The following is a 13,773-nucleotide window of genomic DNA, read 5'->3' as shown; positions in this document are numbered from 1 at the left end:
CGTGAATTTCGATCAAATACTCGTGAGTTTTGGTGTTTTACTCGTAAGTTTGGGCCATTTACTCGTGAGTTTGAGCGTAATACTCGTGAATTGGCGAAAGTACAAAAAATAAAGATTTACAATGATAATTCTTGTGGAGGTTCACCGTTGTTGTTCATCAACCGGACGCTTTCCGGCTTAATTTGCAGGATTAAATAATTCGGATCTTTCGGACCTTCGAACCAATCTTCAAATGATTCATTCCATAATTTATCCTTCAGTTCCTGCGAATCGTTTATTTTCGAGGTACCTGATATTTCCAGGTAAGAATCGCCCAATCCTTTATTATCATAGCCGATCAGGATATGAACATTAGGATTCTTTTCAATTTCATCAATTTTTTCCGTCTTTCCACTCGTTGGTGTGTATAAAGTTAAATCATCGTTAAAGAATGTCATATAGCGTGAATGTGGTTTGTTGTTTTCAACTGAAGATAAAACTCCTATTTTATGATCACGGATGATGTTCAATACTTTTTCTTTTATTTGGTTTTGGCTCATTTTTGCACACTCCTTTTATTTTTTTACTCTATTACTTTTCCTCTCTTTTCATTAAGTTAAACAAAATTCTGCAGTTTGCCATTTTTATGAATGAAGATTGATAGAAGTTGCCATACTAGTCATTATGTGTTCTATTTTGAGCAATTTCATGATGTTAATCCATTTGTAAAGGTGAGTATGATGAATGAATTGTGGTGAATTACTTATCATTGGCGGGGCAGAGGATAAGTGCCTTGAAGGTGAAGTATTAAATAAATTTGTCGAGCTTGCAACCCGTAATGGGGATGGCGGAATAGGAATATTGCCTACAGCGAGTGAAATTCCTGAGGAAGTGAGTACAGAGTATATCAAGATTTTCAGGGATTTAGGCGTGGGCAGGGTGGAGGTGATCAAGCTGGATTCAAGGCAGGATGCAGATGACCTGGCAATTTGTGAACAGCTGACATCTTTTTCCGCCATCTTCATTTCAGGGGGAAACCAAAGCCGATTGTTTGAGCTGATTGGAAAAACCAAATTCCACGATGCCCTTTCTAAAGCCTGGCATAAAGGAATGGTGATAGCAGGGACAAGTGCTGGCGCTTCCATTTTAGGTAAGCATATGATCATTGCTGCTGACACGATGCTGAATGACAATAAGTTAAAGGTTGAGATTGGGGTAGGGTTCGGCTTTCTTGACGGTTTGATAATCGATCAACATTTTTCCCAGCGTGGACGCTTTGACCGCCTGTTAAGTGCGATAGCAGGGAAAAAGGAAATTATGGGTATTGGCATTGATGAAAATACAGCAATTTTAGTTAAAGACGGTCTTTTTGAAGTAGTTGGCCAACATCAAGTATTGGTTCTTGATGGCAGCACCAGTGATTATATCAATATCACATCTTCGGAAAATGGCAGTGAAGAGTTGACTCTTTCGGGATTTAACCTTCATGCACTAACCAGGGGATACCGTTTTGACCTGCTTAAAAGGAAATTGTTGATGAAAAAGGGGATCCAACAATGATAATCAATCGAGTCCGTTATTTAAAAGGACCTAATTATTTTGCTTATTCACCGACGATTTGCATTGAATTGGATATAGGGGAACTGGAACAGAAACCATCTGATTCAATACCCGGATTCAATGAAAAATTGTTAAAGGCGCTCCCGAACTTGGGAAGCCATACATGTTCAAAAGGGTATCGAGGCGGTTTCGCCGAAAGGCTGAGAAAAGGAACATGGATGGGACATATATTGGAGCATATGACGATTGAGCTTCAAAACTTGGCCGGAATCGAAGCCATTCGTGGAAAAACGATAATGATGGAAAAGAAGGGTTTTTATTATGTGACCTTTGACTATCAGGAGCCTCACTCAGGTCTTCAAGCTTTTTTAGCAGCAAAAGATATAGCGGAAGCCATCCTGAATGGTGAAAAGCATATAAATGTACAATTTTATGTAAAACAAATAGAGCAGTTATATTATAAAAATAAACTGGGGCCAAGTACCGAAGCCATTTTTAAGGCAGCACAAGCAAAAGGTATCCCTGTCGAGCGAATGGGTGATGAAAGCTTACTGCGTTTAGGAACCGGTACAAGGCAGAAGTATGTCCAGGCGACAATTTCCAGCCAGACTTCGAATATTGCCGTTGAGAATTCTTGTGACAAATCATTGACCAAATCAATTTTAAGAGGGTGTGGCCTCCCTGTACCTGAAGGGGAAGTTGCCCATTCCATCGAAGATATCTTTGCCTCGGCGGACAGGCTGGGTTTTCCGCTGGTCATTAAACCGTATAATGGAAGGCAGGGGCAGGGTGTCATCACCCATATCAAAAATAAGGATGAACTATTCAATGTAATCAATTGTTTGGAGTCGCATGTGGAGAAGTACATAGTCGAACGGCATATTGAAGGACATGATTATCGGTTACTGATAGTCAACGGTGAACTTATAGCCGCTAGTTTGAGGCTTCCTCCCTATGTTATTGGCAACGGTAAGGAATCGATACGTAAATTGATAGAAAAGGAAAATTGTAATGATTTGCGGGGAGAAGGACATGAGAAGCCGATGTCAAAAATCCCACTTACACATACCGTGACCTGTTACTTGGAAAAATCTAATCGGACGCTCGATACCATTCCGAATCAAGGGGAATTGGTTCAAGTTGTCGGCAATGCAAATCTTTCAACTGGTGGAAAGGCAATCGATGTAACGGATCAGGTTCATCCCACCATTAAGAATATGTCGGTTGCTGCCGCGAAAGCGATCGGTTTGGATATAGCCGGAATCGATTTTATCTGTGAGGATATATCAAAACCAATGGAACATACACGGACCGCGATTATTGAAGTGAATGCTGCACCGGGAATTCGAATGCATCATTATCCGAGCGAAGGGAAAAAAAGGGATGTAGGCAAGGCCATTGTCGATTATTTATTTCCGACTCGGGAAGAGGCAGCTATACCGATCATCGCAGTGACCGGAACAAATGGAAAGACGACAACGACCCGATTGGTTCATTATTTTCTTTCTAATGAAAATACAAAGGTGGGTATGACGAATTCTGATGGAGTATATATCGGCGATGAGGTTTTGGATCAAGGTGACTGCAGTGGTCCGGTCAGTGCAAGAATGGTATTGGCCCATCCTGAAGTTGATGTAGCCGTATTGGAAACGGCCAGAGGAGGGATTTTGCGTGAAGGTCTTGCTTTTCGTAAATGTGATGTGGGGATCATTACCAATGTAAGTGAGGATCACCTCGGCCGTGATGGAATCGATACTTTGGATGATCTCATTAAATTAAAGAGGCTGGTAGCCGAAGTCGTAATGAAAACAGGCTATTGTGTGCTGAATGCAGATGATCCGAATGTAGCTGCCATGAACGCTTATACAGATGGAGAGGTCATTTACACCTCCACTGATGCCACCCAGCCTCACGTTAAGGCTGCAATAAATGGTAGATGTAAAGTTTGGTACGTCAATGAACAAGGTGTAATCTGTCATTCATCTGATGGTGTCATCCATCAATTTATGGATTGCACCAAGATTCCAATAACGATTTCCGGCATGGCACGTCATAATATCGCCAATTTACTTCAGGCGTTAGCCGCAGCTGAAACTCAAGGAATTTCCATGGAAGAACTACGAAGGAAGGCTGCCACATTTATGCCTGATACGAATTTGTCCAAAGGACGTTTTAATTTAAAAAAGTTGAAGGAGCGCACGATCATCATCGACTATGCCCATAATGAAGCAGGATTGAAGGCAATATTCGAAACGGTCAGTGCTTATAACAAAAATCGTCTTATCACTGTTTTGGCAGGACCTGGGGACCGCATTGATGAAGAGCTTATCAGGCTCTCCAAGGCGGCGGCCATGAATTCTGATCTGTTCATCATTAAAGAAGACGATGATTTGCGGGGCAGGGAGCCTTTCGAAGTAGCCAGGCTGCTTCAGGAAGCTGCCGTAGAAGCAGGGTTACAAAAAGATCGGACCTTAATCGAACCTAATGAATTGGACGCATTCGTAAAAGCCTGGGAAACATCACAACCGGGTGACCTATTATTGTTCTTTTACACGGATTTCGAATATGTAGAGAAGTTTTTCGAAAAGGTTTCAACAAATCCATTGCCGAAGAAATAAAATAGTGAATTTCGCCCTGAAAATCCACTTTCCATCAAGGCTAGCAATTACTCGCGAAAATTTCACTGAATGAAAAAAAAGCTAATCCAATTGGATTAGCTTTTTTTCATAACCGTTTCATTTGCAGCCGGAACAACGGCATGGTCTTTTTTATATATTCGCTGAAGCACAATGGACTGAACAATCATGAATATACCTCCGATTGACCAATATAACGGCAAAGCAGCAGGAGCGGAGAAAGAAATGAATAAAATCATTGCTGGTGAGAGCAGGCTCATCATCTTCATTTGTTTCTGCTGTTCCTCCGGCATTTGCCTCATGGAAATGACCGATTGGAAGTAATAAATGACACCAGCAATAATCGCCATGGCAATATTCGGCTGACCAAGGCTGTACCAAAGGAAACTATGGGTGGCAATTTCATGGGAGCCTTGGATCGCATAATAAAAGCCCATTAGAATCGGCATTTGAATTAAGAGCGGCAAACAGCCCATGTTTAAAGGATTGACTCCATGCTTTTGGTAAAGCTGCATCATTTCCTGTTGAAGGGCCTTTTGTTTAGCTGGATCTTTCGTCTCTTTGATTTTCTGCTGGATTGCAGTCATTTCCGGTTTCAGCCCATTCATCTTCGTTTTCATGCTAAGCTGTGTTTTATATTGCTTGGCAGTCAGTGGAAGCAAGACAAGGCGAATCAAAAATGTCATCATGATGATGCTTAAACCATAGTTGCCATTAAATAAATCAGCATTAAACTCTAGCATTTTTGTCATCGGGTTAACCAAAGCGGTATGAAATGGACCGCTCGTTGCTGCTGAACAACCTGTCAAAAGGGTAGTTGCCAAAAATAGGACGGCAATTAGTAACATGTTTTTCTTCTTCAATATAATTTCCTCCTCGAATTGTTAATGTTTAAACAACGAGAAGGAGGCTTGGCTCATCGGAATCATCTGGTGAATCCTTTTGCCGGATAAATGTGAAAAAGCGCTGTGCACCGCGCCAGTCAAAAGTGCTGCCTTTCTGAACAGGGGATTTACTTTTATCTGAATGAACGGAAGCTTGATATTTGTCGTTCAAGAGTGATTGCTTTTTATTTAAGAAGTAAAACGCAGCCAGTGGAAAGACAAAGGTAAATAAGTAACCTGCCCATACCGCATGGCGAACGGTCTGATAATCGAATTCTAATAATAATTCCCACATAGGAATCCCTCGTTTTTTCTAAGATAAGAAAATTTAGTTCGGTTGGGCCCCAAAAAACGATTTAGGGATTGGAATAAGTTTAAATCATTAAGAACACTATATCAAATTCTAGTACAAGAAAGCCAAAAAATATAGGGATTTTTTCAAAAAATAAACAGGGAATATTTTCTGGTCATTAATTTCCGATTAAAGATTCTGTAGAACACCAGAGTCGAGACAAGTAATTCGGAATGAAGATGCACATATGGTCGATCGTCTACATACGGATAAAGGAAGTTCAATTATGAGGTGAAAAAGTATGAAACCATACAATTCATTCGTTCAACAGAATCACAATAACGGTACTGAAAATATATATCAAAATGCACATCTCCGAAACATGGATAATGATTTCTTGGCAGCTCCATATCCATTTGAAAATCAGATAATGGATGTAAGGACTCCTCCTGGCCCTCCTGGCCCTTCCTATGGGGACCAGCCGCCGCGGCCGCCGCACGGAGGAGGCCCGCCTCATATAGCTCCGCCATTATTCACTCCACAACTTCACGATGGAATGTCTAAGGCAATGGACACTGGTTCAATGAAAGGGTGTTTATACAAACATACGTATGTTTGGCTTAAAACTGGCCGCTCATTTTGGTTTTACCCCACATATGTCGGCTATAATGCCGTGGCAGGTTATCGATGGAGACGAAGTCAACAGCGATGGGCCTATTATGGAACGGACGCGCATGAGATACAATTCTTTCATTGTTATTAAAATAACAATCCGCATTAGCGGATTGTTCAGTTGTGGACAAAAGGGGGGGCGAAAAAAGTACGGTGTAGTCGAGCTAATTGGTGAACGGTCGAATAAAGTGCGGTGTGGGTCGAATAAAATGGTGAACGGCCGAATAAAGTGCGGTGTAGGTCGAATAAAATGGTGAACGGTCGAATAAAGTGCGGTGTGGGTCGAATAAATGCGTGTACGGCCGAAAAAAGTGCTCCGGCTGAAAACAACGGGGATGTTTTTTTAAGAAGGAGGTTCGGAATGTTCTCACCCCGAACCATGATTATAAAACGAGACTAGATTATCCTTAATGTTTTTTTACTGTAACCCTTATTAGATTGAAGAAATTTGCGAGACTCCTGCCGAATAACTGGCAAGTTGAGACCCCCTGGATGCTTGCTTTGCTGAGGCTTGGCAGACAGCGGGCGGAAAGGGAGCGGATTTCTGAAATCAATTGTAAGGTTATTAAAGAAGGCGGATTCATTCAAAGATTCAATCAAAAAAATAATCAGGAAAATCAGAAATGATCCCATCTAACTGCATCTTTTTGAACATGCGGATTTGTTTTTTATTGTTGACGGTCCATGTATATACTTTCATCCCGTGCTTTTGGATGCGCATTTGCAGTTTCGTACTCAAAATCGTTTGCTTTGGATTCAAAAATGATGCAAACTCGGCAATCTCCTTTAACTTTTGGTCATTAATTCGCCGTTTTATCAAAACGCCCACTTGTATGTCCGGCATTAATTGATGAAACCTTTTCATGGATTCCATATCGAACGAATGAACCATTATCCTATTTTCACTTGTTGAATGTTCCTGGAATTTTCCTAATTCCTCTGCAAGTTTCTGTTCTATGCCGGGATAAGCAGATGGATGTTTTAATTCGATTAAGATTCCGGCTTCAGACCCGAAATTCTCCAATACCTCACTTAGTAAAGGAATCCTTTCGTTTTTATAACGGGAATGATACCAGCTTCCTGCATCCAGTTCCTTTAATTCGGCAGCCGTGTAATCACGGATGTTCCCTTTGCCGTTCGTGGTTCGATCCAGAGTTGGGTCATGATGAACCACAAGTACATCATCTTTACTAAGATGGATATCCACTTCCAGGAAATCAGCTCCCAATTCAATAGCTTTATTATAAGATGCCATTGTATTCTCGGGGCAATATCCAGATGCACCGCGATGTCCAATTTTAAGGGGGGAATGCTGCATTATGAAGTCCTCAGGGAAAACACTCTTTGTTCGATTAGAATAGATGGCGAACAGGACAAGTATGGTTACCAACATAATAAGAAAAAATGCAATCATCTTTCACACTCCTTTTAGGCACATTAATTAAAATTCTTAAATATTCTTTAAAAAGAATATATAGAAGTTCTCAGGACAGCCTCATTTCACAATTTTACATGTTAGCCAGGGAAAAATCATGTTTTACACAATGTTATAATCCCGACTTAAAGGATTTATTGGAAAGGTATGGAATACATATAATTTAAGTATCAATAAGGGGGGAAAGCAGATGGAATTGCAGGTGAAACCGAAGTCTAAAAAATGGAAGGGGAATTTTGGTTTATATTTTTCCCTTCCCATTCTTTCTTGGGCGTTTTACGATTTTGCCAATACGATTTTTTCTTCTAATATCAATACGATTTTCTTTCCATTCTTCCTCCAGGAACAGATTGGGGAAAATGCCGTTCTTGATCAGATTGCGAGTACCTTCATCTCCTACGCTAATGCAATTGCCAGTTTGTTTCTTGTTTTGTTTTCCCCGCTTTTCGGTGTCATGATCGATCGAACGGGAAAGATGAAAAAATACATTATGATTTTCACACTCATTTCTGTTGTATGTACATTTTTAATGGGGGTATTTGGAGGGGCGCCGTTCGATGGGAAGCTTCTTGGCATTCCCATTTCCTTAGGGATCGTCATTCTTTTATTTGTAATAGCAAAGTTCTTTTATCATTCGAGTCTTGTTTTCTATGATACGATGATGAGCGATTTAGGCACGAAACAGCAATTGCCGCTTATATCAGGATTTGGCGTGGCGGTAGGCTACCTTGGAACGTTAGTGGGCCTGTCAATCTATCCATTCATAAGTAAAGGGAGTTCACATGAAGCCTTTATTCCCACAGCCATTTTATTTCTGGTTTTTTCCCTTCCATTGTTCTTTTTTTTAAAAGAGTCTCCAAAACAGCAAAAAGCGAAACAACCTTTTTTATCCGGTTATAAGGAAATTAAATCAACATTTAAAGAAATGCGATCCTATCGATTGGTTTTTACATTCATGATTGCTTATTTCTTTTTAAATGATGCAATTGCGACTACTATCGGCATGATGGCCATATATGCCAAGACTGTTGTTGGATTTTCCTCAAGCGGATTCATTTTGCTTTACTTGGTATCGACAATATCGAGTATAGCCGGATCGTTTCTGTTTGGGTACATCACGCAGTGGAAGGGACCGCGGCTAGCTGTGACATATGTGGGAGTTCTGCTCTTGGTCGCTTTATTTATAGCGGTCTTTGCACAAACGGCTCTTTGGTTCTGGGTTGCAGGGAGTATGTTCGGCATTTCGCTAGGTTCGATGTGGGTGACATCACGGACATATATCATTGAATTGACCCCGGATGAGAAGAGGGGGCAATTTTTTGGACTATTTGCATTCTCTGGAAAAGTCTCTTCAATAATCGGTCCGCTATTATATGGAACGATAACGTTGGTATTCCATGACCTCGGTACATTGGCGAGCCGGATGGCATTAGGGTCATTGATCATCATGGCGGTAATAGGTCTGGGCTTTCTTTTGAAAATGAAGGGATTGGAAGAAGTGAAATAAGAAAAAGGGAATGGAGCCGGCCTTAATGCCGTATCCATTCCCTTGCATAAACTTTATACCAAAATCAAGGTGACATCGACGTTCCCGCGAGTTGCTTTTGAATAGGGGCAGGTCATGTGTGCTTTTTTGGCGAATTCTTGGGCTTCTTCCCTGCTTAGGTCGGGAATAGAAACATCCAATCTTACAGCCAATTTAAAGCCGCCGTCTTCCTCATCTTTACCGATCGTGACATTTGCCGTCACGGAAGTATCGACTTTTTTCTTTTCTTTTTGCAGAACAAGATTCAAGGCACTGTCAAAGCAAGCCGCATAACCGGCTGCAAATAACTGTTCAGGGTTTGTGGCGCGCTCACCGGAACCTCCTAATTCCTTCGGTGATCTCACATCGAAGTCCAGAATCCCGTCCTCTGATTTAACATGTCCCTCACGACCGCCTTGTACGGTAACTGTAGCTGTATATAATGGTTTCAATGAAAACAACTCCTTTGTTTATTCTTACTATCATTAGTTCCCTCCTGTAAGTCTTGTTAAACAAAATGAAAGCGAGTTTATGGAGAGTATTGTGTGAAAATGGTTTTAAATTGGTTCTAAATTGGAAGATATTGTTTTATAATGTACTGTATTAGGAGATGTAATACACCCATTTGCAAGGAGGGTTTATGATGTTTGAGTTGGATGTTCAAAATGGAAAGCCGATATATGAGCAATTGATGGATAAGTTAAAGGAACTAATGATCAATGAAGTTTTACAGGAACATAATCAGCTCCCATCTATACGAATATTGGCTCAGGAATTGACCATCAATCCAAATACGATCCAGAAAGCGTACAAGCAGCTTGAATCTGACGGGTTTATATATACATTACCAGGCAAAGGGAATTTCGTGGCACCTCCTAAATCCTTAAAAAATTCATTGAAAGAAGAAAAGATCAGAAACGAGCTTTCAAGGGTACTAGCTGAAGCTCTTTATATCGGAATCGATAAACATGAAATTTATAGATTGATAAAGGAAATCAGTCCATTGGCAAAGGGGGGAGATTCATGATTGAAATAAAACAGGTGAGTAAATTATATGAAGGAAAAGAAGCGATCAAAAACGTAACCTTGGTCATACAAAAAGGCTCAATATTCGGGTTATTAGGTTCAAATGGGGCGGGGAAAACGACTTTATTAAAAATGCTTTCAGGCAATCTGATACAGGATGCAGGTGAAGTTTTAATTGATCGATCATATGTGTTTGAAAACCGTGAAGTGAAAAATCGCTGTTTCTTCCTTCCTGATACGCCTTATTTCCTGGCTAACTATACGATCATGCAAATGGCAGGTTTTTATAGCCATATTTATAGTGAATGGAATCAAGAACGTTTCTATCAATTACAGGAAGTATTTCCGATACCCGTCAAAAATAAAATACATAAACTATCGAAGGGTATGCAAAGACAGGTTGCTTTTTGGCTCGCACTTTCGACGATGCCGGAAGTTCTCATCCTGGATGAACCGTTTGATGGGTTGGATCCGGTCATGCGTAAAAATGTGAGGCAGTTGTTGATTCAGGATGTATCGGAAAGGGATATGACGATTTTACTATCGTCACATAATCTCCGGGAAATTGAAGATTTAGCCGATCATGTAGGGATTTTGCATGGAGGTGAGCTTGTGATCCAAAAAGATTTGAATGACTTAAAAGCGGATGTACACAAAGTGCAAATCGCCTTTAAACATAAAATTCCCCACGGTTTATACCGCGGAATTCAAATTCTAAACAAGGAAAGACGCGGCAGCGTGATCGTGTGCATCGTTAAAGGTAAAGAATCCATGATTAAATCGCACTTTAATCAGTTTCAGCCAGAAATATTAGATATTCTCCCCCTTACTCTAGAGGAGATATTCATTTATGAAATGGGGGATATCGGTTATGTCATCCAGAATAACCTGGTTTAATAGAGAATTGATTATCTATATTTTCAGAAGCACTGGCTGGATTGGTTTCCTGTATCTCGTCGGCCTCATATTTGCGCTGCCTTTGGAAATGTTAGCGATTATCTTGAATGAGAACAATGAATATGTGGAATTCGAAAACCTTTTTTCCTGTCAGCAGATGATACAGTTTGTCTTGGTCATCGTTATTCCAGTATTACTTGCCATCTTCCTTTTTCGGTTTTTACAAATGAAACAAGCCTCTGACTTTATTCATAGTTTACCGATTACTAGACGCAGCATCTACATTCATATGATTGGGACGGGAATTGGCTTCTTGGGTTTGCCGATATTGCTTACAGGTTTAATTTTGATATTATTCCACTCGGCAATTGATATAGAAACGCTATATACCATGCCTGATATATGGTCTTGGATGGCGACTACATTTATTATGGAAGCTTTGATCTTTTCTGTTGCCGTTTTAATTGGAATGGTGACGGGATTATCAGCCTTTCAAGGATTGCTGACCTATATTTTTCTTGCTTTGCCGGTGGGGCTGTTTGTATTGTTTGCAGCCAATGTGAAGTTTTTGATAGCAGGATTTTCTGCAGATTATTATCTAAGCTCCAATATGAATGGCATCTCCCCCTTATTAGCAGCAATGGAGATGAAAAAAATATACTTTTTCTCTGTTAATACTTTAATTTATAGTATATTAACCTTACTTTTTCTGATTAGTTCTCTTTTTCTCTATGAGAGGAGAAAGCTGGAGCATGTATCGCAGGCATTTGTTTATCCGAAGATTAAGCCATTATTTAAATTCGGCCTGACATTATGCATGATGCTGTTTACAGGGCTGTATTTTAGCGAAACGACAGGCCAACCTGGGTGGATTTTCTTCGGATATACCGTCGGTTCTTTGCTTGGATATTATTTAGGGGAAATGGTCCTGCAAAAGACTTGGCGAATACGGGTCAACCTTAAAGGTTATGCAGCATTTATAGTGGCTATCATTGTGCTGGCACTCATTATAAAAATAGATCCCTTTCAGTATAAGGCCAAGATTCCTGATGAAAAGATGATTAGCCAAATTTATATTGGCAATTCTCCTTTATTTAATGAAGATGGTGACACATCGGATAACGCTTTCAATTATTTAAAAGAGAAGGAAAATATAGAAGCAATCAGGTTATTGCATCAGGAAATTATCGATAAGGGTAAAAAGGTTTCCATAGGTGAATTGAATGATGGACAATCCGTATTCCTGATGTATGAACTCAAGAACGGAAAACGGTTAGCAAGGGAGTATCATTTGCAAAACTACGACTCATACAAGCCGCTATTGGCGAAAATTTATGAGTCGAATGAATATAAAAAAATGGTTAATGAGTTATTGAATGTTTCTGCTGAAGACGTAACTAAAATCAAGATAACGGCGAGCGGACAAGTGGACAAATCAATAATAATCACGGACGGTCAACAGCTGGAAGCAGCCGTAAAGGCATTGTCGGAGGATCTGAATAATCAATCGTTCGACCGAATGACATCTTCTTTTGGTGAGTATGCCTCCATCGATGTTCTCTTGCATAATGACAAACCCATTTATATGAATTGGGACTCTTCATATACTCAGTTTTCAAAATGGATGGAAAGTACCGGACAATCGGAAAAAGCAAGGTTAATGGCTGATGATGTCTCTTATATACTGGTTGCGAAGACCGATTCGAAAGTTTATCATTCGTATTCTGAAAGTGAAATCGCACAGCAGATTGAACAACAGCCAAACCGCTTGAAAATTAAGACCGCTTCGGAAATCGAGACGGCCATTGATAATGCCCAAATCGATTGGGGCGGGGAGTACTCAGCTGCCTTTTATTATAAAGAAAGCAGAGATGTGGACATCAAGAGTTTTTCTGGCGAACATGTTCCCGGCTTCATTTTGGATCATTTTAATGAAAGATAACGTGAATATGCCGCTTGTACATATAAAGGAAAAGGATGCCGCCCAATCCGGGCGGCATCCTTTTGCAAGCCTATCGATATGTTTGTGTATCTATGCTTTAGAGTTTTACGACGTTTTTAGCTTGAGGTCCGCGGTTTCCTTCTTCGATTTCAAATTCAACCTCTTGACCTTCATCAAGGCTCTTGAAACCTTCTCCTTGAATGGCGGAAAAATGTACAAAGACATCGTCTTCGTTTGGTACTTCGATAAATCCAAATCCTTTGTCACTATTGAACCATTTCACTTTACCTGTTACTGTCATTCGATGAATCCTCCTAAAAAGTTTAAAAATATTAATGGTGATGATTTTACCGTGATGGAAAAATCAATTTCACACATTATCCAGCACCCTCATTCAAGTTAAAATTATCATACGAAGATGCTTGATAATATGTGAAAGCCTACAGGAAAAATTAACACGTTAACCTTTGGGGCAATTTCCAGTTTTTTAGTATATACCCACCTTTATAAAGGATAAAACAAATGGAATTAATTTATACATTCCCATTTGGGAAAAAAATATTAGACAGGTTTTATACGGGGAAGCATAACGGTATTGTCGCACAGGAGTTTCCTGGATTGAAAATGACAGTGCCGATAGGAAAAGCCTTTAGAGTTGAGATTAGGAAAACAATTTGGCATTAAAGTTTTTCACGAAAATAATCGGGTATATGATAAGAAAGAAAGGACTGATGAAAAATGAAGAGATTATTAAAAAGGGCCCTAATTTTTGCTGCTCCCATCATATTCAAGGAAGTAAAAAAACGTTGGAAGAACAAGCGGAATCAAAAAGCGATTAAAACTGCAAGGTAAATAAGCTAAACCAATGAATAAATGAACGATATCCATATGGATGAAGATAAGGGGCGCTGATTAAGCGTCTTTT

At 40.0% G+C, this 13,773-nt stretch carries 13 protein-coding genes; 7 read left to right on the top strand and 6 right to left on the bottom strand.

From position 1 onward, the window contains the following. Positions 1-116: 116 nt before the first annotated feature. Positions 117-539: a pyridoxamine 5'-phosphate oxidase family protein gene (locus tag ACIQZD_RS08645; protein ID WP_402900793.1), complete on the bottom strand. Its 423-nt coding sequence runs from the start codon at positions 537-539 to the stop codon at positions 117-119. A gap of 184 nt (positions 540-723) precedes the next feature. On the opposite strand from ACIQZD_RS08645, the gene ACIQZD_RS08640 reads away from it, so the two are divergent. Further along, positions 724-1,539, top strand: a complete 816-nt coding sequence (locus tag ACIQZD_RS08640) for a cyanophycinase (protein WP_402900790.1) — start codon at positions 724-726, stop codon at positions 1,537-1,539. Further along, positions 1,536-4,157 carry a cyanophycin synthetase gene (gene cphA / locus ACIQZD_RS08635; protein WP_402900787.1) on the top strand — a complete coding sequence of 874 codons (2,622 nt, stop codon included), beginning with the start codon at positions 1,536-1,538 and terminating at the stop codon, positions 4,155-4,157. The genes ACIQZD_RS08640 and cphA overlap by 4 nt, the downstream gene beginning before the upstream one ends. A 95-nt stretch (positions 4,158-4,252) precedes the next feature. Here the strand turns inward: cphA and yidC are convergent, their stop codons facing one another. Further along, a complete protein-coding gene (gene yidC / locus ACIQZD_RS08630; protein ID WP_402900785.1) occupies positions 4,253-5,038 on the bottom strand; it encodes a membrane protein insertase YidC in 786 nt (261 codons plus the stop codon). 28 nt (positions 5,039-5,066) lie between these two features. Continuing rightward, a complete protein-coding gene (locus ACIQZD_RS08625) occupies positions 5,067-5,354 on the bottom strand; it encodes a hypothetical protein (RefSeq protein WP_283901675.1) in 288 nt (95 codons plus the stop codon). A gap of 298 nt (positions 5,355-5,652) precedes the next feature. Here ACIQZD_RS08625 and ACIQZD_RS08620 point away from each other — a divergent pair, with 298 nt between their 5' ends. After that, positions 5,653-6,114 carry a hypothetical protein gene (locus tag ACIQZD_RS08620; protein WP_402900780.1) on the top strand — a complete coding sequence of 154 codons (462 nt, stop codon included), beginning with the start codon at positions 5,653-5,655 and terminating at the stop codon, positions 6,112-6,114. Positions 6,115-6,615: 501 nt separating this feature from the next. On the opposite strand, the gene ACIQZD_RS08615 is transcribed toward ACIQZD_RS08620, so the two are convergent. After that, a complete protein-coding gene (locus ACIQZD_RS08615; protein WP_402900777.1) occupies positions 6,616-7,437 on the bottom strand; it encodes a glycerophosphodiester phosphodiesterase in 822 nt (273 codons plus the stop codon). Positions 7,438-7,648: 211 nt separating this feature from the next. Here ACIQZD_RS08615 and ACIQZD_RS08610 point away from each other — a divergent pair, with 211 nt between their 5' ends. Continuing rightward, the gene (locus ACIQZD_RS08610) at positions 7,649-8,965 is read left to right on the top strand and encodes an MFS transporter (RefSeq protein WP_402900774.1); all 1,317 of its coding nucleotides are present in this window, start codon (positions 7,649-7,651) and stop codon (positions 8,963-8,965) included. A 53-nt stretch (positions 8,966-9,018) separates the two neighbouring features. On the opposite strand, the gene ACIQZD_RS08605 is transcribed toward ACIQZD_RS08610, so the two are convergent. Continuing rightward, complete coding sequence (locus ACIQZD_RS08605; protein ID WP_402900771.1) at positions 9,019-9,435, bottom strand: organic hydroperoxide resistance protein; 417 nt, start codon at positions 9,433-9,435, stop codon at positions 9,019-9,021. 191 nt (positions 9,436-9,626) lie between these two features. On the opposite strand from ACIQZD_RS08605, the gene ACIQZD_RS08600 reads away from it, so the two are divergent. Genes ACIQZD_RS08600 through ACIQZD_RS08590 form a run of 3 tightly spaced genes read left to right on the top strand, consistent with a single transcriptional unit; the run spans position 9,627 to position 12,848 of the window. Further along, entirely contained in the window at positions 9,627-10,010 is a 384-nt protein-coding gene (locus tag ACIQZD_RS08600) for a GntR family transcriptional regulator (RefSeq protein WP_101224476.1), read from the top strand. Continuing rightward, the gene (locus tag ACIQZD_RS08595; RefSeq protein WP_402900768.1) at positions 10,007-10,906 is read left to right on the top strand and encodes an ABC transporter ATP-binding protein; all 900 of its coding nucleotides are present in this window, start codon (positions 10,007-10,009) and stop codon (positions 10,904-10,906) included. The genes ACIQZD_RS08600 and ACIQZD_RS08595 overlap by 4 nt, the downstream gene beginning before the upstream one ends. Further along, entirely contained in the window at positions 10,881-12,848 is a 1,968-nt protein-coding gene (locus ACIQZD_RS08590) for a DUF6449 domain-containing protein (protein ID WP_402900765.1), read from the top strand. The genes ACIQZD_RS08595 and ACIQZD_RS08590 overlap by 26 nt, the downstream gene beginning before the upstream one ends. Before the next feature lie 97 nt (positions 12,849-12,945). Here ACIQZD_RS08590 and ACIQZD_RS08585 read toward each other — a convergent pair whose 3' ends face one another. Then, positions 12,946-13,149, bottom strand: a complete 204-nt coding sequence (locus ACIQZD_RS08585) for a cold-shock protein (protein WP_061462203.1) — start codon at positions 13,147-13,149, stop codon at positions 12,946-12,948. Between the last annotated feature and the right edge of the window lie 624 nt (positions 13,150-13,773).

This window comes from Peribacillus sp. NPDC096447 (genome assembly GCF_044762725.1).
Lineage (GTDB): Bacteria > Bacillota > Bacilli > Bacillales > DSM-1321 > Peribacillus.
Note: the sequence above shows the minus strand (reverse complement) of the source record. Positions and strands in the feature narration are given on the sequence as shown.

Excerpts from the sequence above, each read along its gene's own strand:
- ACIQZD_RS08615 (WP_402900777.1), bottom strand. The coding sequence starts at position 7,437 with ATGATTGCATTTTTTCTTATTATGTTGGTAACCATACTTGTCCTGTTC.
- ACIQZD_RS08600 (WP_101224476.1), top strand. The coding sequence starts at position 9,627 with ATGTTTGAGTTGGATGTTCAAAATGGAAAGCCGATATATGAGCAATTG.
- ACIQZD_RS08625 (WP_283901675.1), bottom strand. The coding sequence starts at position 5,354 with ATGTGGGAATTATTATTAGAATTCGATTATCAGACCGTTCGCCATGCG.
- ACIQZD_RS08610 (WP_402900774.1), top strand. The coding sequence starts at position 7,649 with ATGGAATTGCAGGTGAAACCGAAGTCTAAAAAATGGAAGGGGAATTTT.
- ACIQZD_RS08620 (WP_402900780.1), top strand. The coding sequence starts at position 5,653 with ATGAAACCATACAATTCATTCGTTCAACAGAATCACAATAACGGTACT.
- cphA (WP_402900787.1), top strand. The coding sequence starts at position 1,536 with ATGATAATCAATCGAGTCCGTTATTTAAAAGGACCTAATTATTTTGCT.
- ACIQZD_RS08590 (WP_402900765.1), top strand. The coding sequence starts at position 10,881 with ATGTCATCCAGAATAACCTGGTTTAATAGAGAATTGATTATCTATATT.
- ACIQZD_RS08585 (WP_061462203.1), bottom strand. The coding sequence starts at position 13,149 with ATGACAGTAACAGGTAAAGTGAAATGGTTCAATAGTGACAAAGGATTT.
- ACIQZD_RS08640 (WP_402900790.1), top strand. The coding sequence starts at position 724 with ATGAATTGTGGTGAATTACTTATCATTGGCGGGGCAGAGGATAAGTGC.
- ACIQZD_RS08595 (WP_402900768.1), top strand. The coding sequence starts at position 10,007 with ATGATTGAAATAAAACAGGTGAGTAAATTATATGAAGGAAAAGAAGCG.
- ACIQZD_RS08645 (WP_402900793.1), bottom strand. The coding sequence starts at position 539 with ATGAGCCAAAACCAAATAAAAGAAAAAGTATTGAACATCATCCGTGAT.